This is a genomic window from Pseudanabaena sp. FACHB-2040 (assembly GCF_014696715.1).
Lineage (GTDB): Bacteria > Cyanobacteriota > Cyanobacteriia > Phormidesmidales > Phormidesmidaceae > JACVSF01.
The window spans coordinates 101,406-120,376 of record NZ_JACJQO010000002.1; the positions used below are offsets into that span (position 1 = coordinate 101,406).

Annotated in this window: 19 protein-coding genes and 1 pseudogene; 10 read left to right on the plus strand and 10 right to left on the minus strand. The window is 52.5% G+C overall.

Annotated elements, in window-relative coordinates; translation table 11 throughout:
- Positions 1-586: 586 nt before the first annotated feature.
- Complete coding sequence (gene katG, locus H6G13_RS02220) at positions 587-2,812, minus strand: catalase/peroxidase HPI (RefSeq protein ID WP_190481538.1); 2,226 nt, start codon at positions 2,810-2,812, stop codon at positions 587-589.
- Between the two features lie 59 nt (positions 2,813-2,871).
- Positions 2,872-3,432, minus strand: a complete 561-nt coding sequence (locus H6G13_RS02225; RefSeq protein WP_190481539.1) for a redoxin family protein — start codon at positions 3,430-3,432, stop codon at positions 2,872-2,874.
- 269 nt (positions 3,433-3,701) lie between these two features.
- Here H6G13_RS02225 and H6G13_RS02230 point away from each other — a divergent pair.
- The 4 genes and pseudogenes from H6G13_RS02230 to H6G13_RS02245 all read left to right on the plus strand — a co-directional run.
- Positions 3,702-3,866 (plus strand): annotated as a pseudogene (locus tag H6G13_RS02230) (SRPBCC family protein); the annotation flags it as partial.
- 69 nt (positions 3,867-3,935) lie between these two features.
- Complete coding sequence (locus H6G13_RS02235) at positions 3,936-4,574, plus strand: histidine phosphatase family protein (protein ID WP_190481540.1); 639 nt, start codon at positions 3,936-3,938, stop codon at positions 4,572-4,574.
- An 84-nt stretch (positions 4,575-4,658) separates the two neighbouring features.
- Positions 4,659-4,949: a hypothetical protein gene (locus tag H6G13_RS02240; protein ID WP_190481541.1), complete on the plus strand. Its 291-nt coding sequence runs from the start codon at positions 4,659-4,661 to the stop codon at positions 4,947-4,949.
- The gene (locus H6G13_RS02245) at positions 4,946-6,178 is read left to right on the plus strand and encodes an acetate kinase (protein ID WP_190481542.1); all 1,233 of its coding nucleotides are present in this window, start codon (positions 4,946-4,948) and stop codon (positions 6,176-6,178) included. Before H6G13_RS02240 ends, H6G13_RS02245 begins: the two co-directional genes overlap by 4 nt.
- 46 nt (positions 6,179-6,224) lie before the next feature.
- Here the strand turns inward: H6G13_RS02245 and H6G13_RS02250 are convergent, their stop codons facing one another.
- The gene (locus H6G13_RS02250; protein WP_190481543.1) at positions 6,225-6,842 is read right to left on the minus strand and encodes a TMEM165/GDT1 family protein; all 618 of its coding nucleotides are present in this window, start codon (positions 6,840-6,842) and stop codon (positions 6,225-6,227) included.
- Between the two features lie 406 nt (positions 6,843-7,248).
- Between H6G13_RS02250 and H6G13_RS02255 the strand changes: the two genes are divergently transcribed.
- Entirely contained in the window at positions 7,249-8,868 is a 1,620-nt protein-coding gene (locus H6G13_RS02255; RefSeq protein WP_190481544.1) for a 2-isopropylmalate synthase, read from the plus strand.
- 77 nt (positions 8,869-8,945) lie between these two features.
- Here H6G13_RS02255 and H6G13_RS02260 read toward each other — a convergent pair whose 3' ends face one another.
- From H6G13_RS02260 to H6G13_RS02275, 4 genes are all read right to left on the minus strand, one after another.
- On the minus strand, positions 8,946-10,022 hold the full coding sequence (locus tag H6G13_RS02260) for an AI-2E family transporter (protein WP_242028077.1): 1,077 nt from the start codon (positions 10,020-10,022) through the stop codon (positions 8,946-8,948).
- A 135-nt stretch (positions 10,023-10,157) separates the two neighbouring features.
- Positions 10,158-10,505 carry a hypothetical protein gene (locus H6G13_RS02265; protein WP_190481545.1) on the minus strand — a complete coding sequence of 116 codons (348 nt, stop codon included), beginning with the start codon at positions 10,503-10,505 and terminating at the stop codon, positions 10,158-10,160.
- Positions 10,506-10,952: 447 nt separating this feature from the next.
- Complete coding sequence (locus H6G13_RS02270) at positions 10,953-11,888, minus strand: glycosyltransferase (protein ID WP_190481546.1); 936 nt, start codon at positions 11,886-11,888, stop codon at positions 10,953-10,955.
- Positions 11,889-12,060: 172 nt separating this feature from the next.
- Positions 12,061-12,522 (minus strand): orange carotenoid protein N-terminal domain-containing protein, encoded by a 462-nt coding sequence (locus H6G13_RS02275; protein WP_190481547.1) that lies wholly within the window; start codon positions 12,520-12,522, stop codon positions 12,061-12,063.
- Positions 12,523-13,313: 791 nt separating this feature from the next.
- Here H6G13_RS02275 and H6G13_RS02280 point away from each other — a divergent pair.
- The gene (locus tag H6G13_RS02280; RefSeq protein WP_190481548.1) at positions 13,314-13,709 is read left to right on the plus strand and encodes a polymer-forming cytoskeletal protein; all 396 of its coding nucleotides are present in this window, start codon (positions 13,314-13,316) and stop codon (positions 13,707-13,709) included.
- A gap of 2 nt (positions 13,710-13,711) precedes the next feature.
- Here the strand turns inward: H6G13_RS02280 and H6G13_RS28530 are convergent, their stop codons facing one another.
- Both H6G13_RS28530 and H6G13_RS02290 read right to left on the minus strand, forming a co-directional pair.
- Positions 13,712-14,053 (minus strand): Hpt domain-containing protein, encoded by a 342-nt coding sequence (locus H6G13_RS28530; protein ID WP_190481549.1) that lies wholly within the window; start codon positions 14,051-14,053, stop codon positions 13,712-13,714.
- Between the two features lie 158 nt (positions 14,054-14,211).
- Positions 14,212-14,379: a hypothetical protein gene (locus H6G13_RS02290; RefSeq protein WP_190481550.1), complete on the minus strand. Its 168-nt coding sequence runs from the start codon at positions 14,377-14,379 to the stop codon at positions 14,212-14,214.
- Between the two features lie 231 nt (positions 14,380-14,610).
- Between H6G13_RS02290 and H6G13_RS02295 the strand changes: the two genes are divergently transcribed.
- Together H6G13_RS02295 and cysE are read left to right on the plus strand one after the other, a co-directional pair.
- Complete coding sequence (locus H6G13_RS02295) at positions 14,611-15,096, plus strand: hypothetical protein (protein ID WP_190481551.1); 486 nt, start codon at positions 14,611-14,613, stop codon at positions 15,094-15,096.
- Between the two features lie 45 nt (positions 15,097-15,141).
- Positions 15,142-15,924 carry a serine O-acetyltransferase gene (cysE, locus tag H6G13_RS02300; protein WP_277882472.1) on the plus strand — a complete coding sequence of 261 codons (783 nt, stop codon included), beginning with the start codon at positions 15,142-15,144 and terminating at the stop codon, positions 15,922-15,924.
- A gap of 95 nt (positions 15,925-16,019) precedes the next feature.
- Here the strand turns inward: cysE and H6G13_RS02305 are convergent, their stop codons facing one another.
- A complete protein-coding gene (locus tag H6G13_RS02305) occupies positions 16,020-16,601 on the minus strand; it encodes an Npun_F5749 family FMN-dependent PPOX-type flavoprotein (RefSeq protein WP_190481553.1) in 582 nt (193 codons plus the stop codon).
- Positions 16,602-16,673: 72 nt separating this feature from the next.
- On the opposite strand from H6G13_RS02305, the gene pdeM reads away from it, so the two are divergent.
- The gene (pdeM, locus tag H6G13_RS02310; RefSeq protein ID WP_190481554.1) at positions 16,674-17,345 is read left to right on the plus strand and encodes a ligase-associated DNA damage response endonuclease PdeM; all 672 of its coding nucleotides are present in this window, start codon (positions 16,674-16,676) and stop codon (positions 17,343-17,345) included.
- An 83-nt stretch (positions 17,346-17,428) separates the two neighbouring features.
- Positions 17,429-18,817, plus strand: coding sequence for a tRNA (N6-isopentenyl adenosine(37)-C2)-methylthiotransferase MiaB (miaB, locus tag H6G13_RS02315; protein WP_190481555.1), 1,389 nt, complete (start codon positions 17,429-17,431; stop codon positions 18,815-18,817).
- Positions 18,818-18,971 lie beyond the last annotated feature (154 nt).

Here is an 18,971-nt window from a genome sequence, read left to right on the forward strand (position 1 = left end):
GTTTTCAGGGTTAATACAGGTGGCAGAAGCCAAAGAGATGGCATAGAATAGCCCACAATTATTGATAATACATGGGCAAACTATGGTGAAAAAATATGACTTTGAACAAAGAAGATTTCAGAGCCCAAACCAAATAAATATTCAACCTGCAAAGTGTCAAAAAATACTTGCAGAGCTTGATTTCATGCCCAATCATTTATAGTTGCGCAGGCTAACACTTCACGGCAGCAGACGGACGAAAGCCGCTTGTGGGGATGCCAAGCTATCTGCCGCCGCTGCGTTTTGCCGTTATGCTTTGGAACAAGCAGCGACGTACAAAGATGTTAGATTTACTCTGCATGCAGCTTCACACAATGTTGTGGGCAGCTATTTTATATATTCGATTTTCTGTGTGCTTTGAGTTATGTTAACGGTTTCACAGATGGCCACCACTAGGAACTCAATTGCAGCTCTCTAAATAGCTTTGACATCAGGGTCTAAAGCCGAGAGCGGCGTTTCAAGATAAGTTGAAACGCCGCTCTCGATTTTTCTCTCTAACTTTTACCTACGTTCAAGATTGCCGCAGGTTAACGTAGCTGACACTAGCTTAGAAACCCCTTGCAGAGCTAGACGCCTGGACTGCGCGAAGGTCATAGCGATCAAGGTTCATCACCTTGTCCCACGTCGCCACAAAGTCATTCACAAACTTCTGCTGCGAGTCCACACATCCGTAGACCTCTGCGATGGCTCGGAGCTGGGAGTTTGAGCCAAAGACGAGGTCAACTCGGGTAGCAGTCCACTTTTGTTCGCCGGTTTTGCGATCGCTCCCCTCAAACTCATATTCATCTTCGGAGGTCGCCTTCCACGTCGTGCCCAAGTCGAGCAGGTTCACGAAGAAGTCATTGGTCAGCGTCTCTGGCCGATCGGTGAAGACGCCGTGTTTAGACCCTCCAAAGTTCGCGCCCAAAACGCGCAAACCGCCCAAGAGAACCGTCATCTGAGGGGCCGACAGAGACAGCAACTGCGCCCGATCAACCAGCACCTCCTCGAGCGTTTCGCTGTGTTTGCCGCTAGTGTAGTTGCGGAACCCGTCTGCAGTCGGCTCAAGTGGGGCAAAAGACTCAACATCCGTTTTCTCTTGCGACGCATCCGTGCGTCCCGGCTGAAAGGGCACTGCCACATCGTTACCCGCGTTCTTCGCCGCTTGCCAAATGGCCGCACATCCACCCAGAACAATCAGGTCAGCAAGCGAAACCCGCTTGCCGCCAATCTGCGAGCTGTTGAACTCCTGTTGGATTCCCTCTAGGGTTTGCAGCACCGTTGCCAACTGATCTGGCTGGTTAACTTCCCAATCCTTCTGCGGCGCAAGACGAATGCGCGCCCCATTTGCCCCGCCTCGCATATCAGAGCAGCGGAACGTTGACGCCGACGCCCAAGCAGTTGAAACCAGTTGGGAGATAGACAGTCCCGAGGCTAGAATCTTGTCTTTGAGCGCAGCGACGTCCTGCCCATTAACCAATTCATGATCGACTGCCGGAATGGGATCTTGCCACAGGAACTCTTCCTGAGGAACCTCAGGGCCGAGGTAGCGGGAGCGGGGTCCCATGTCGCGGTGCGTCAGCTTAAACCACGCCTTAGCAAACGCCTCTGCAAACTCATCCGGGTTGTCGCGGTAGCGCTGCGCAATCTGGTTGTAGACGGGGTCCATCTTCATGGACATATCCGCTGTGGTCATCATAGGGGCGTGGCGTCTCGACGGATCGTGCGCATCGGGCACAGTATCCGCACCAGCGTCGCCCTTGGGCTTCCACTGCCACGCACCAGCGGGGCTCTTCGTCAGCTCCCAGTCATATTTAAACAGGGTTTCGAGATAAGTGTTGTCCCACTGCGTCGGCGTGGGAGTCCATGCGCCTTCGATACCGCTGGTAATCGCATCGACGCCGACACCCGTGTTGAAGGTGCTCTTCCAGCCGAGGCCCTGATCCATAATGGTGGCACTCCCAGGCTCAGCCCCTACATGCGTCGCCTCGCCCGCACCGTGGCATTTGCCAAAGGTATGCCCACCAGCGGTGAGCGCAACTGTCTCCTCGTCATTCATCGCCATTCGGCCAAAGGTTTCGCGAATGTCGCGCCCTGAGCCAAGCGGATCAGGCTCGCCGTCTGGCCCTTCTGGGTTGACGTAGATCAGGCCCATCTGAACGGCAGCAAGGGGATTCAGCAAAACTCGATCTTCTTCATAACGCTCATTGCCGAGCCAGGTTTTCTCAGAACCCCAGTAGATATCTTCTTCTGGCTCCCAGACGTCCACGCGCCCACCGGCAAAGCCCAACGTCTTGAAGCCCATCGACTCCAAGGCGCAGTTGCCGGCGAAGATCATTAGGTCGGCCCACGAGATTTTCTTGCCGTATTTCTGCTTAACTGGCCAAAGCAACATGCGCGCCTTATCGAGGTTGGCATTGTCTGGCCAACTGTTGAGCGGCTCAAACCGCTGACTACCCGATCCCGCACCGCCGCGGCCGTCACCAATACGATACGTGCCCGCGCTGTGCCAAGCCATCCGGATGAAGAGCGGCCCATAATGACCGTAGTCAGCTGGCCACCAGTCCTGGGAGGTGGTCATCAGCTCATAGATATCTGCTCTCAGGGCAGCTAAATCAAGACTCTTAAACTCCTCAGCGTAGTTAAACGACTCATCCATAGGATTCGCCTGGCGTGAGTGCTGGTGGAGAATACTCAGATTCAAGTAATGCGGCCACCAGTCTCGGTTCGCCGTCACCTGACGAGTCTTTCTCTGACCTCCGCCTGTAAACGGACATCCGCTTTCGCTGCTCATGATATCTCCTGTTGTGTGTTGTGGTATTGTGGTGTGTTTTTTCTTCTCTACATCACTCTTTAAACGGAAAGCATCGTCCGCCACATTTGCATTAGCACAGCCGTTTGCTCGGGTTGCTTAGCCTCTGAATTGATGTAGTTCAACATGGTTTCGGCATTAGAAAACACAGGCATCGCCTCAAAGCCATCTCGTTCGACAAACATTTTTTCAACAACTCCATCTTTCACGAGCATGGAATAGCGCCAAGAGCGGTATCCCATCCCTTTATCGGAAAGGTTCACCATCATTCCCATCCCGCGGGTAAAGTCGCCATTCACATCAGGTATAAAGCGCACCTGATCGGCTCCTTCTGCTTGAGCCCAAGCCGCCAGCGAAAACGGATCGTTTACCGAAATGCAGTGAATCTCATCGATTCCGTTCGCTCGAAATACCTTGGCATATTCGTTGTAGGTTAACAGTTGAATAGGAGAATGCGGGCAGGTAAAGGCTCCCGGCACCGCAAATACCACCACGGCTTTGTAATTAAAGAGATCCGCCGTCGAAAGATCATACCAACCCACCTCTGCAAACATTCGAAAAGTGACTTGAGGGACACGTTGGCCCTCATGATTGAACAACATTTGCCCAGCCCCTTACTTGCGAAAGATGACTCGTTAGCTACTAACTTGGGCATGGCTCAAGATTCTCCGGCCAAGCCTATTCGAGTCGTCTTGGCAAAGCCAGGGATTTACAAAGCATTAACTAGGCTCAGAGGCTCAAATTTTGCATTAAATCATACTCACTACGAGTTCGCATGTCGCAAGCGTATCAATCAAACTTGCTTCTGTGTGCCAAAAATAAAGTTGTTTTCAACACTTAATATCTCTACAAAAACAAATCTATTCGAATCGGGCCAGTTGTTCGCAATCCCATGCGAGTTCTACCCAACGGCAATGGGAGTGAGTTCGTATTCAGCTTATTTGGCCAGCCGGGGATGTCTGACGAGCAGTTTGTGGCAGACAAGCTTGCGGTCGAGAAAGATTTGCAGCACCTGAAGGACGTACTGGAATGGTAGTGCACACAGCGAGCGCCCCCTTTACGCTCCTGCTACCCTGTCAACAGTATCCAGTCAACAAACAACTTTATGGTTCTCTCTCTCTACTTCCTCCGCCATGGAGAAACCGAAGCCAGCCAAACTGGGGGCTTCTGCGGCCGCATCGACCCCGAACTCACCCCAGAAGGGCTAGAAATGGCTGAGGCCTTTGCGGAAAAATACCAGCATTTCTCCTGGCAGGCCGTTTACGTCAGCCCGATGAAGCGCACCATCGCCACTGCTAAGCCCCTCTGCCAAGCGGCTGGCCTGGAGATGCAGCTCCGCGACGGCCTTAAAGAAATTGACTACGGGCAGTGGGAGGGACAGACCCCTGAATACGTTAAGCAGCACTTTAATGATGAACATGTGCGCTGGCTCACCGAACCTGCCTGGAACCCACCAACTGACGGTGAAACCTCTGTGCAAATTGCTAGCCGCGCCTCCCTGGTGATTGCCGAGATCGAGGCCAAGCATAGCGAGGGCAACGTCTTGGTCGTGTCTCACAAAGCCACCATCCGCATTTTGCTGTGCAGTCTGCTGGGCATTGACCTAGGGCGGTATCGCTATCGCATTGCCCTTCCTGTCGCCTCCGTCTCCGTTGTCGATTTCGGGTCTCATGGCCCGCTCCTGGTCAAGCATGGCGACCGTTCTCACTTGCCAGAGGAGCTAGATGCTAGACCGGGCACATAGGCAAATTTCCTGTAAAGGCACTCTAAACCCCCAGTTTTTCCCAAAAGTTCATAGAATCTCACTACTTAACATTGCCAGCCTCTCATGGAAAATCAAAAGCCTATTTTCGGCCTGAAAGACCAAAGTCCTATTGGCGTTGTAAGCGAGCTGCACTCCTTTTTCCGAGATATGCAGTCCTTTTACAAAATTGCTCAAGGACAGATCCTGGGACAGATTGAAGCTGCCGACACAGCTGAAGCAGCCCGCCTCCGGACAGAACTGGAAGCAATCAACCAAAAAATTGAGTACTTTCACGTTCTCAACAGCGCTGCTTCAATTGCCGACACGGTTATGCATACCCCGGCCATGATTGCCGAGTTCCGCTCAGAGGCATGAAAATCCTTGTCCTCAATGCCGGATCGAGCAGTCATAAAAGCAGCTTGTTTGACCTAACTTCGAGGACAGACGGTGCTGGCTCCGCACCGACTCCGATCTGGCGGGGCCAACTCGATTGGAGCCATCAGGCGGGCCAGGTTGAGCTGTCTGCCCACACGGCAGCAGGGGAATCTATCCAGGAAGTGATCACCACCGACTCTCGTCAGGAGGGCCTTGAGTGCCTACTGAAGACATTGCACCAAGGGTCTACTCAAGTGATCGGCTCCCTCTCAGAGATCGATGCGGTGGGCCATCGGGTAGTTCATGGCGGGCAGAACTACAGCGACAGCGTTCGCCTTACTGAGGCGGTCAAAACCACCATCCACGATCTGATTCCCCTGGCTCCATCGCACAATCCAGCCAACCTGGAGGGCATTGAGGTGCTGGAGCAGTTACTGGGAGATGTGCCTCAGATTGCCGCCTTTGACACTGCCTTTCACGCTTCGCTGCCCGCTGCCGCCGCAACCTATCCTGGCCCTTACGAATGGTGGGAAAAGGGCATTCGTCGCTATGGGTTCCACGGCATTAGCCATAAATACGTGGCGCGGCGGGCTGCTGAACTGCTAAATCGAGATCTAGCTGAGCTAAAGCTGATTACTTGCCATCTAGGCAACGGTTGTTCTCTGGCAGCGATAAAGGAGGGCCAGAGCATTGATACCACAATGGGCTTTACCCCCCTAGATGGGCTAATGATGGGCAGCCGCTCAGGCAGCGTTGATCCGGGGATTTTGATTCACTTGATGCGGAGCGAAGACTACAGCGCCGATCAGCTCGACCACCTGCTGAATAAAGAGTCGGGGCTGCTGGGAGTCTCGGGCGTGTCTAACGATTTGCGGGGGGTGGTGGATGCGATCGCATCCCAAAATCCCCGCGCCCAGCTAGCTCTCGATCTGTTCATTCACCGTCTGCGGCGAGAAATAGGTGCGATGCTGGCTAGCCTGGGGGGGGTAGATGCCCTAGTATTTACAGCTGGAATGGGTGAAAACAGTCCTCTGGTGTGGGAAAAGGCCTGTGCTGCCTTCCAGTTTTTAGGACTGAGATTAGATCCAGCTAAACTTGAGCGATCCCCAGACGATCAAGACATTGCTGCTGCCGATTCTGCTGTGCGGGTGCTGGTGATTCACACCCAAGAGGAATGGGCCATTGCCCAAGACTGTGCGGCCCTTTGCCAACCGCAATCAGGCCAATAGTTGCTGAAAGGGCTGGGCTAAGGATTGCGACCAGCCCGCGCAGACTTTAGGCAATATTGAAAGCTGCCACCAGGCCAAACACGATAAATAGCCCGCCTCCCAGCAGCATGAGCGTCTTCTCAGAAAGCCGTCCGGCAACTAGCTTGCCAAAAAGCACTGCTATAGCAGCACAGATGGCGTGGCCCAAAGTGGCTCCAATGGCAACGCCAAAGGGATTGTTGCCTGCAGCTAAGGTAATGGTGGCAATTTGAGTGCGATCGCCCCATTCAGCTAAAAAAGTCAGGGTAAAAGCTTTAGAAATGATCGACCAGGGCGCAACAGCCGGGGGCAATCTGCCTGATTCTTCCAAAAGTTCTGCCGCTTCTTTGCATTCGTCTTCCAAAGTTTCCTGGCCAGACATCTGCAGGGCATCGTATAGCATCTTTAGGCCAAACCCTAAAAACAGAACGACCTCTGCCACTTTGACATAGTGTCTGGGCAACAGCCCGGCTACTTGCCCGGTTAAAACTGAAATAATTGTCATTGCTGCCAGCGCTGCGATCGCACCCACAAAGACCCAGCGGCGTGGGTGGCGAGTGGCCAGAATCGCGGCAATAAAAAAGGTTTTATCGCCCAATTCTGCAATCGTAATTAGGAGAAGGCCGGCAGTAAAAGCTGATAACATTGGGTATTTTGCAGGATTAGCACAGAGAAACTGAGGTTAGTCGTGCCCAGTATCTCTTTACAAACCTACAGCAAACACCCTCAGCAAAGCTACTGTTTTACTTCAAAGAATAGTCACAAAGCTATTTCATTATTGATTCATTTTTTGAGCAAATTCTCTTACTCATTACGAGCACGATTGCTTCTAAAGCAGCAGTCTGTTCCTTGAGATTTTGGACTACCTATAGTTATATGGCGAACAGTTTTTGTCAGCATCTTATCTGCTGCTTTAGAAAGCAAGTGATGATGCCAGACATCCTGCACGTTACCGAATGCTCAAATATCAGCGGAGTTACCGCAATGGATGCGTGGGGTAGCTTTAGAATGAACAGTGTCGCTACCGTGTCGTTTATCTGACGTTCACACTGATGAGCACTCAATCTAACCCAGACCGTATTTTGATCTTTGACACCACGCTTCGAGATGGGGAGCAATCGCCTGGCGCAACCCTAAACGTGGAAGAAAAGTTAACTATTGCGCGGCAGCTGGCCCGGCTGGGGGTTGACATCATCGAAGCCGGGTTTCCCTTTGCTAGCCCTGGTGACTTTGAAGCAGTGCAAAAAATTGCTCAAAACGTCGGTACGCCCGATGGCCCCATCATCTGCGGACTAGCGAGAGCGACCCAGCAGGACATTGAAATAGCTGCCAGAGCGCTTCAGCCGGCAGCCAAGTGGCGCATTCATACCTTCATTGCCACGTCCGACATTCACCTGCAGTACAAGCTGCGCAAGACCCGCCCCGAAGTGTTGGCCATTGCTAAAGATATGGTGGCCTACGCCAAAACTTTCACTGACGATGTGGAGTTTTCCCCCGAAGATGCAGGTCGCTCAGATCCCGAGTTTTTGTACGAAATGCTAGAGGTTGCGATCGCAGCCGGAGCCACCACCGTCAATATTCCAGATACCGTGGGCTATCTCACCCCGACTGAGTTTGGCGGGCTGATCAAAGGCATCAAAGAAAACGTGCCCAACATTGATCAGGCGGTGATTTCCGTCCACGGCCACAACGATTTGGGCCTAGCTGTCGCCAACTTCCTCGAAGCAGTGAAAAACGGAGCCCGCCAGCTTGAATGCACCATCAACGGCATCGGTGAACGGGCCGGAAATGCTGCCTTAGAAGAACTGGTTATGGGTCTGCACGTGCGCCGCCAGTACTACAACCCCTTCCTAGGTCGACCTGTCGATTCTGAAGCCCCGCTCACCAACATCGACACCCGCCAGATCTACAAGACCTCCCGCCTAGTGTCGAACCTGACCGGCATGTTTGTGCAGCCCAACAAGGCCATCGTCGGAGCCAACGCCTTTGCCCACGAGTCAGGCATCCACCAAGATGGTGTGCTCAAGCACAAGCTCACCTACGAAATCATGGATGCCCAGTCCATCGGCCTCAACGACAACCAGATCGTGTTGGGTAAGCACTCTGGCCGCAACGCCTTCCGCACCCGGCTCAAAGAATTAGGCCATGAGCTGCCCGATCAAGAACTCAACCGCGCCTTCCTGCGCTTTAAAGATCTAGCCGATAAGAAAAAAGAAATTACCGACTGGGACATCGAAGCCATCGCCAATGACGAAACTCAGCAAACGCTGGAGCACTTCTATCTGGATCTGGTACAGGTTTCTTGCGGCGATAAGTCTCGTCCCACAGCAACGGTCACGGTTCGCACTCCCGATGGCCAAGAGCTAATGGATGCCGCCATTGGCACCGGCCCAGTAGATGCGGTCTATAGAGCGATTAACCGGGTGGTCGATATTCCTAACCAGCTCATCGAATACACCGTGCAGTCGGTCACCGCCGGGATCGATGCCATTGGCGAGGTCACTATCCGCATTCGCCACGAAGACAGGGTCTACTCTGGCCATGCCGCCAATACCGATATCGTGGTTGCTTCTGCCCACGCTTACGTGAATGCGTTGAACCGTCTCTATACGGCTCTACAGCAGGGCACCAGCCTCCATCCTCAGCGCGACGCTGAGCCTATAACCGCGTAACAGGCTGATTTTGCAGGAGCGAGATTTGGTAGGGAGGATGCGATCGCATCCTCCCTATCGCTCAATCAAGCGCTCAATCAAGAGCTTTCTCCTTCTATGGTCAGCTCATCGAAGGGAAGTAGGTCATTAAAAATTCGCTTGATTGACCCTGCCAACGGCACCGCAATCACCAAACCCAAGACCCCGCCAAACTGGGCTCCTACCAGCAGAGACAAAATTACCCATACAGGATTAACCCCAACTAAATTGCCCAAAATTCTAGGAGCCACGCCATTGTCAATGAGCTGGTCAATCACGAGCGTAACTACAAAAACTTCCAGGCCTAACCAAAGGCTCTGAAAACTCAACAGCAGACTCGCCACCAAAACGGCAACCGTGTCACCAAAGGGAATCAGCACCAGCCCCCCAATGCTTAATCCCAGAACTAGCCAAAAAGGAATTTTGAGCAGGAAAAAAACCGTCGTCAGTGTAGCCGCCATCAGCCCCGCCACCGTTGCCTGACCCACAAAGTAGTTTTTGAACTGCTCTTTCAGAGCCACCCGCACCTCCAGCCCCCAATTCCCCGGCAGCCAACGAATCAGCCCGTACCAAAATTCGCGCCCGTGCAGCAGCATATACAGGGTCAGCACCACCGTTACCAGTATCCCAATAACGCTATCCGCTGCCCCCGTGACTAATTCCAGTACTTGGTCTGGCAACTGGCCTAGTTCCTCCGGCAAAGCATCCGCCAGTCCAGCCACTAGAGCAGAGGTATCTAGCGGAATTTGGTGTGCCATCAGCCATTGGTCTAGGGCCTGAAACTGTTCCCCGCCAGAGTCTAGCCAAACAGGTAATTTGTTGGCTAGTTCCGTCAGCTGAGTGACCAAAATTGGCACCAGTAGTGCGCCCAGTAAGGCAATGCCCCCAAGCGTTAGCAGAAAGATTATCAGAACACTGAAGCCCCGCTTTAATCCTTGCTTCATCAGCAGCTCAATCGGATAGTTGAGCAAAAACGATAGCAGCGTTGCGGTCACCAACAGCGCAATCGGCGCTTGAAATGTTTGAAATAACTTGTAGAACAACCAGCCATTCAATATGGTCAGGGGGATAGCTATCTCCCAAATTAGCCAGCGCGGCAGCTTTTCTAGAGGCCGAATCATGCCGGTTATACTCATGTCATAAAGTTTGCAGCTCTACAGCAGCATAATGAATTCGAGGTGGGTGTTGCCCACCTCCCTAGGGTCAACAAACTTTATGTTTAATCGGCTAGAGCTAGAGAAGTTGCCTACCTACTTTTAGCAGCCCTAGTTTCAAACTCCGGGATCAAACAAGTGCTCAAATTCAGAGCGCAGGGATTTTAAGTTGGCAACCCGCGCAATCAGAAGGCTGTCGCCGCCCGAATTTTGTAGCTCGCTTTTCCAATGACGGATGCTCTCCTCCTGATTCAGCCAAAAATCGACCATAGAATTAACGACTTCATCCCAGTTCCAGTCGGGCTTCTGGTGAACAATGTCTGTGGCCTCAATAAAGGCATCCAAAGTGCAGCAGTAACTGCCTAGGTAAGCCTTACTGCGCCTAGGCGTTTGCTCTACTTTCTGCTGATAGTTAAAAAATTGGAGCGTCGGCGAAACACCAACAATGTCAAAGCTGTAGTTCATATCAACAACTCGAACTGAAAAAGGTTTTGGGAAAGAGATTGAATAACAAAAGGGTATAAAAAAAGGGCACAGGATGACCTGCCCCTAACGGAGTAATGTTGCCTTGATGAAATGCAAAGCAATGAATTGAAATGGACCTCCATTTTTCTTTCAAAGCCAGGAGAACAAGCGATAACGCTTCTGTTCTCGCAAGGAAAACAGAAGAATTTAATTTGATTGAATTTTAACCGCTCTCTTAAAAGATGGTTGTTCCTAAGAAACGTTTTTTATAAAACCTGCTTGGGTGACTCTAAGTTCTCGACGCTCAGCCCTAGAGGATGTTTCCTGCACACTCACTTGGCAAGGATTCCCCTACCTCTTAAGAATGGGGTGAAGAGTTCCCTCCTCAAGGAAGACTAGGGGAATTTAGGTAAGCCCTGCTACTTTTCAAACGGCCGCTTAAATAGCTCAAGCCTGTTGGCTCTCACCGTAGGCGGCGTAAACACCCTGAACGTTGTACCAGTTGAGGAAAACACGGGCTACCTCCAGCGCTAGCTGGGGCTTACCCTGATTGATTAGCCACTGCAATAGAGGAGCCATTGTCTTCTCGTTGAGCAGCCCGCCCAAAGACAGTCCACCCCAAAGAATGCGGTGCAGCCAGGTCATTTGAATCATCATGCGAACTTCTAGCGTGGGGTGTTTTTGGTAAAACAGCACCCCCATACGGCCCCGCTGAATTTCTTTGTCAATTAGGTTGGGCACTTGGTCAAGGGCAAAAGGTGGGTGCCAATGATAGCCCACCGCCTCAGGTACTTTGACTAGGCTCAGCCCTAAATTCTTCAGGCGCACTCCCAGTTCGAGATCTTCCCAGCCGTAGAGGGTAAAGCGGGTGTCGAACAGGCCCGCTTTTTCGAGCCAGTGCTTTGCGATCGCAACATTGCCCGTTGCAAAAAAAGCTTGAGAGTAGTCCGTTACTTTAAAGGGTTCAGAGGTTGGGTTCTCAAAGTTGCAGGTGTTGACTACCCGCCCATAGGTAAACACCCTGTCGTTTCCTAGCCGCTGCTGGGCAGCTACCAGCGCATCTGCATGGTGCTGTAAAAAGCCCTCCAGCACCACCAAATCACTATCAATAAAAATAACAGTGTCCCCTGCCGCTTTTTCAACCCCTAGGTTGCGGGCCGCTGCTGGCCCTAAATGGTTTTGCTCAAACAGCCGGACGTGGGGAAAAGCGGTGCTGCTTTGCAGCCAATCAACCGTGCCGTCGGTAGATCCATCATCTACCACCACGATTTCGTAGCCCTCCACCAATCCACCCGGAGTTAGCGATTGCTGCTCCATCGCCCGCAGGCACTTCTCCAAAATCGCCTTGCGGTTGTACGTGGGAATCACAACACTAAAAAACACGGCACGCCTCCTCGCAGCAAGTTTATCCTAGCCTGTTCGCTTGGCTGTTTGACGCGGTAAAGCCATAGCCAGCCCAAAAACTAGCCCAAAGCAAGGGGCTCTCAATTCAAAGGGGGCAGTCTCCTGCCCCCTCCTCAATCTACGCGCACTCTCCAGAGCCATCGAACAGCTTTTAGCAGGCAGCCCCTGGGCTAAGAACTTGGCGAAGAAAATGCATTTGCTGGTTGAGATCCATTTCATCAATCAGCTCAATGATTTCCTGGGCTGTGCTGGAGTTTTTTCGACAGTTTTTAGCCGCATCTACCAAAGCCGGATCCATATCTTGGGACAGGCGATACCAAAACGCTAACCGCATATTAATATTTAGCGTGGAATATTCCCGGCCAAAGCGAGTTTCCGCTCCAACGAGAATTTCCTTGAGGGTCTCTGGTCGGTCTTCCCGCCGCACCTGCTGAAACTGACGGATCAGGTGATTGACGACCTGAGAGAACAAAGCAGCTGGGGCCGGAGATGCGATCGCATGTCTCAGATTGCAGTAAGCATGCTCTAGAACGGCCAGCTTACAGTCAGCATTTGCCTGTTTGAAGGAGGTTATGGCTTGATTAAAACCAGTTTTTAGTTCTACGGCAGTCATGATGAATTCCTCTCTGTTTGCTTAATTCCGAAGGTAGGTTTCTATCCAACGGAAGGTATTTTTCAATACATTTGTTAAAAAAATGCTTTTCTCATTAGAAAAGCGATTCAAAGCCCTTTTCTATTGATCCCCGGTATTTTGGAAACATGTGAAAAACTAAGGTTTTTCTTCGCTTTCCTCAAGGAATATTCATGAAGAACTTCCCTAAATCTGGGGATCATATATAGCATAGGCGTTTGAACCTGATCAGGTGCTCTCTCGAATGGCTCAAGTTTGGAGCCCCATCCCCAATCAAAGGATTCTTACTTTTAGTCGATCCATTTTGAGGAAAAAATGCTAAATGGATAGCCCAAATTAAATATGCCCGTTACTGGGATAAAAGCGAGCAGCCTCAGAGATCGCTATAGCCCTCCAAGCATGGCTTCACTTTTCTTGAATGCTCCTTAGCTATACACTTGCCCACAGTGACTATTTCTAGCTACCTACTTACCTAGTCACAATGACATAATGCGTTGGCAGGGCTGCAGCAGCGACCCATCCGCCGAGACGCACTCCAGCGGCTCCCCCGTCACAGGACAAAGCACCGAGAACTGTAGTCCAAAAAGTAAGGGATGCTACAACAGGCGGAGTTAAGCGATTTTCTTATGCGGCAATAATAAAGAAATGCCAACTCCTAGAGCGATATCCTCTATGCTTTGGGTGGTGCATTCCCCAGTGGTTGGACACATCTCCTGCTCCCACAAAAGTTCCTGATAGGCAGCATTCACCATCTATTGCACTTCACGACCTCCATGTTTAAACGGAAACCGGCACCTCTACTGACCTACCTCAGCAACAAAACCGAATTTGAAGGAACCCTTCATGCCGAAGGCATGCTTCGGGTAGACGGCATTATTCACGGCACTGTGGAAGTACAGGGAGACCTAGAAATTTCCGCAACCGGGTTGATCGAAGGGCCAGAAGTTAGAGCCAAAAACATCATGGTTCAGGGTGTGTTAAAGGCACGGGTCCATGCCGAAGGTAAGCTCACCCTAAGCAGCACCTCACGATTGGAGGGAGATGTTGTGGCAGGCTCTCTAGAAATTGAGCCAGGAGCCTTTTATACGGGATATATCGAAACCCGAGATTCTAGAACCTTGCCGCCATCTCGAGACATGCCAGAGCTTTATGGGACTACGGAGCCATAGGGTCATCCATTGCCCAGGCTGTGTTGCAGTCTTTCGAGGCTTTGACTGAGGCTTGCTAAAGCTTGGGGGATCGCCTCAGGCTGTTGATTCCGGGCCGCTACTTCGATTTGAGCCGCCAAGGTAGAAAGGGTCACTGCCCCTACATTGGCACTGGCTCCCTTAATGTGGTGTGCAATTTGGCGGACTTCAGCAAGGTCGTGGCTGGACCAAGCAGATTCCAAGTAAGTTATCTGTCCCTGAGAATCTTTCAGAAAAATTTGTAGCAGCTCCTGTTCAAACTCTGGATCGTTCCCAGAAAGTTCGTGCAGCTGTTCCCAGTCAATATCGTTGTGTACCTGAGCCACTCTACTCCCCTTCACAGCAGTTCATTCTTGTCCATATTAAAAACAGAAAAAGCCAACAGCCCTCGTAAAATTACTGAGGTGATAGGGCAACTTTCGAATTAAGCAAGCGCTGTCCTCAGAACGCGTCAGCCCTAATGAGAGTTAACTGGTTAGCCTTATTATTCGTCGCCGCTGAGCCAGGTCAACACAGCAATTAGACCAAACCAGAGCAGCCACTTAGGCGGAAGCAGCACGGAGCTAATCAGGTCAGGGCTCCAGTCAATTAGATCCGACAGGAGCTTGCTGGAAATAACTATCAATAGAAGCAGCAGCAGGGGTAGAGCCATTGTTTTTGTAAACTTGTAAGCCACCCGGTTTTCGACGGGTCAAAAAACAATCCTATCGTTTGAAAGCAGCCCTACTCTTGTAAAGACATTCTTAAGAACATGCACTCATACAGCCATCTACACAACACGGATGCTGAGATGTATCGAGGGACACTTTCAGATTCTGTCTACTGTAGTCATGAATAAAACTAAATCTAAAGCAAGCTAAGAAGTAGAACTCAATAAACTGATATGAAAGCTCGTTTCTCATCTCCCTGGTCCAAACTGGTTATGCTGGGTGGCTTACTGGGTCTGTTGGGAACTGCACCCGCCCTAGCCCAAAACGCTAACTTTGAGGCAATCACCCTGGGAAGCGGGAGCCTAACAGGCAGCGCTCAGGGCCATACCTCCGGCTTCTTTACCCTTTCAACTATTGCGGGTCGCGATCGCAGCGGCAACATCTGTGCTGGATTTGCAGCGTCTACCCCCGACCACATTTTGACGCTGCAGCAAGATTTTTCTAGCCTCACTGTGCAAGTCAACAGCGGCGGCAACGACACCACCCTGCTAATTCAAGGCCCCAACGATAACGAAATTCGCTGCGGTGATGACACCGACCGCCGCAACCTAGATGCCTCAGTACAAGATAACGACTTTAGGGCAGGCACCTACCGGATTTGGGTTGGCACTCACGACCAGGGACAGCGGCACAACTACACCCTGACGGTTGGGCAGTAATCCGCCCAGCTATAGCGCCCGGAAGACACGCTAATATAAACGTTGATGCGCCTATTCCAAGAGGCTATGGCTGTGTTTAAAACCCTGGTAAAAGACTTTCGCATCGTCTTTGAGCGTGACCCCGCCGCGCGCAGTTGGTTAGAGGTACTAACCTGTTACCCAGGTTTTCATGCGCTGGTTTTTCACCGGGTTAGCCACTGGCTCTGGGCTCTGGGCCTACCCTTTGTGCCCCGCCTGATCTCCCATTTGGCCCGCTTCCTAACGGGCATTGAGATCCACCCAGGGGCCACCATTGGCAGCGGGGTGTTTATTGACCACGGCATGGGCGTGGTAATTGGTGAAACAGCCATCGTTGGAGACTACGCTCTGATCTACCAGGGCGTAACTTTGGGCGGTACAGGTAAAGAAAGCGGCAAGCGCCACCCCACCCTGGGAGACAATGTCGTCGTCGGAGCGGGTGCCAAAGTCCTTGGCAACATTCAAATTGGTCACAACGTTCGCATTGGGGCTGGGTCAGTTGTGCTGCGAGAGGTGCCCTCTGACTGCACAGTAGTAGGGGTGCCGGGTCGCATCGTCTTTCGCTCAGGAGAGCGAGTGGATGCGCTGGAGCACGGTCGTCTGCCCGACTCAGAAGCCCAGGTAATTCGCGCTTTGGTTGACCGCATTGAGGCTCTAGAGCAACAGGTTGGAGATTTGCAGCCCCCAGCAGAGCAGCCCATCTTCGTAATCGCCAGCGCTTCCACAGAACTGCGCGAAGCCCTTACACCAGCTAGCTGCCGGATCAAAGACCGCGTTATCGAAGAGTTTCTCGACGGCTCTGGCATTTAGCCTCCGCCACAGCCACCTCTCTACCTTGTTTTTTCCTTACAGCGCCGAAGTGCTGCCCTTTCCCTTCGGCCCTCTACCCCTCTGTCTTCCACCTTTCACGGATTAATCGACTCAACCACCCACTGCTCCGGCTCCACAAAACGGTAGTGCGTTCTAGTTTGAGGATCTCCTCTAAGCTCCAGATGATCGACCTCTACTGGCAGCAGCAGCAGCAGACAAAATGACTCCAGCGGGATAGAAGGATGCGGCGCAGGGGCTTCAAAAGCACTTTGCGAGTCGCGGGTCTGGCCAGAGGCAGGCCAAGTAAACTGGGCACGGGCCGCTTCTGACAAACTCTCCCAGGTCTGCTGCCGGGCTGTTTGCAGAACTGCATCTGGGTAGGAGGCATTGATCAACAGCAGCGTGCCGGTAAGGCGATACTGTTCACGGGTTTCGGTAAAGTACCAGCAGGCCTCGGCCCAGGGTTGGTGGGCTATGTGGCCCACCTTCTCGCTACGGGCGTCGGTGATTAAAGTGAGGGTATTGCTGTCCTGCATGAACCCTCTAAACACCACAGTGCGGTTAGCGGGCCTGCCGTTGGACCGAAGAGTAGCTAGCTGCAGATAGCGGCTGTAAGGCCGACTGCGGTTGCGATGTAGGGCACGGGCCAGAGAAGAACGCCAGGGAGCCAGGGTCATGAATAATGGAATAACGACTTTGCCAATATCGGCCAGACAGTATCAGGGCCAATCCCTCAATTCTCTTTGATCATGGGACAGACGCAGGGGTACATGCAGGAAATTGTGGTGGACCAGCTGCGGCTGCAGCTCCTGCCGGAGAAGGCTGTGTATGTAGAGGAGATGCGATCGCTTCTCGTCTCCGACCTCCACCTGGGCAAGTCTGAGACCTTTCAAAGCTACGGCCTACCCGTTTCTAATCAAGTTAATCAGGCGACGCTGCAGCGCTTAGAGCAAGCCTGCAACCAGGTCAAGCCTGATTACCTCTGGATCCTAGGCGATCTATTTCATGCTCAAGAAGGGCTAGTAGATGAGGTGATTGACGGTTGGCTCAAGTTCCTGCACCGCACCCAGGTGACTGCGCATCTAGTCCTGGGTAACCACGACCGCCCCCTACCCGACCTCTTTAACCAGCTCACGCTAGTTTGTTTTACCGAAGCGGTTATAACCAACGGCCTGATTCTCAGCCACGAACCCTACCCGAGCGCTAGCCAACTCAACATCTGCGGCCATATCCACCCCTGCGTACGGCTGAAGTCGAGGTTAGATACCCTACGGCTGCCCTGCTTCTACTGGGAGCCCCACCGCAAACGGCTAACGCTGCCCTCCTTTGGCGACTTCACTGGCGGCTATGAGGTGCCCTTCTCTCGTCAAGCCATAGCCTATGTGATAGCCGAAGATCAAGTACTGCCGCTACTTCCCTAAAACCCGCCTATTCCCTGGAAGGGACGCGCCGCGCTAACATTTAAGACTGCACCCTGCCCGCCATAGCTGACGATTACCTACCCATGACTGCCTCTCGCCGCTACCACATCACCACCTTCGGCTGTCAGATGAACAAGGCCGACTCAGAACGGATGGCCGGAATCTTAGATGCAATGGGCATGGAGTGGGCCGAAGACCCTAACCAGGCCGACGTCATTCTCTACAACACCTGCACCATTCGCGATAATGCTGAGCAAAAGGTTTATTCCTATCTGGGGCGGCAGGCCAAGCGCAAGCAGGAAGAGCCGGCGCTAACGCTAATTGTGGCAGGCTGTGTGGCTCAGCAAGAAGGTGAGTCGCTGCTACGGCGGGTGCCCGAACTAGATCTAGTCATGGGGCCACAGCACGCCAACCGCCTGCAAGATCTGCTAGAGCAAGTGTTCGAGGGCGGCCAAGTGGTTGCGACCGATGCCGTTGATATTCTCGAAGACATCACCAAGCCCCGCCGCGATAGCGCCATTACAGCCTGGGTAAACGTGATCTACGGCTGCAACGAGCGCTGCACCTACTGTGTAGTACCTAGCGTGCGCGGTGTTGAGCAATCGCGCACGCCAGAGGCCATTCGAGCCGAGATGGAAGACCTGAGCTGTCAGGGCTTTAAAGAAGTGACGCTGCTAGGCCAAAATATCGATGCCTACGGTCGAGACTTGCCCGGCGCTACGGCTGAGGGACGGCATCAGCACACCTTCACCGATCTGCTCTACTTCGTCCACGAGGTGCCCGGCATCGATCGCATCCGCTTTGCCACCAGCCATCCCCGCTATTTTACCGAGCGGTTAATCCGCGCCTGTGCCGAACTGCCAAAAGTGTGTGAGCACTTCCACATTCCCTTCCAGTCGGGCGACAATGACCTGCTCAAAGCTATGGCGCGGGGCTACACCCACGAAAAGTACCGCCGCATTATCCACACCATTCGGGAGTACATGCCGGACGCTTCGATTAGCGCCGATGCAATCGTCGGCTTCCCCGGCGAAACCGAGCAGCAGTTTCAAAACACGCTGAAGCTAGTAGAGGATATCGGCTTCGACTTGCTCAATACGGCAGCCTACTCACCCCGCCCCGGCACGCCCGCAGCCCTATGGGACAACCAGCTCGACGAAACGACCAAGGCCGATCGGCTACAGCAGCTCAACCACCTGGTTTCAATCAAAGCCGCAGAACGCTCCCAGCGCTACGCCGGACGCATTGAAGAAGTGCTGGTAGAAGATGCCAACCCCAAAGACCCCACTCAGGTGATGGGCCGTACACGAGGCAATCGTTTGACGTTCTTTAAGGGCGACTCGACTGAGCTAAAGGGCCGATTTGCTAAAGTCAGAATCACTGAGGTGCGCCCTTTCAGCCTAACGGGTGAACTGTTGAGCGCAGCAGATCAGTCTGAGATCTCCAACCCAGCAGTGCTGGCTGAAGTGTGATAAGGCCAAGGGACAGCAAGAACCCTTCAGGTCTGACACGCGTTGAATAGTACTGTAGGGTGCGTCATCGTAATGGGTAACGCATCAGATCGTGCAGAAAGCACTTTCTTTAGGAAAATCGGTGGGTTGCATCAAGGTGACAACGTACCCTACA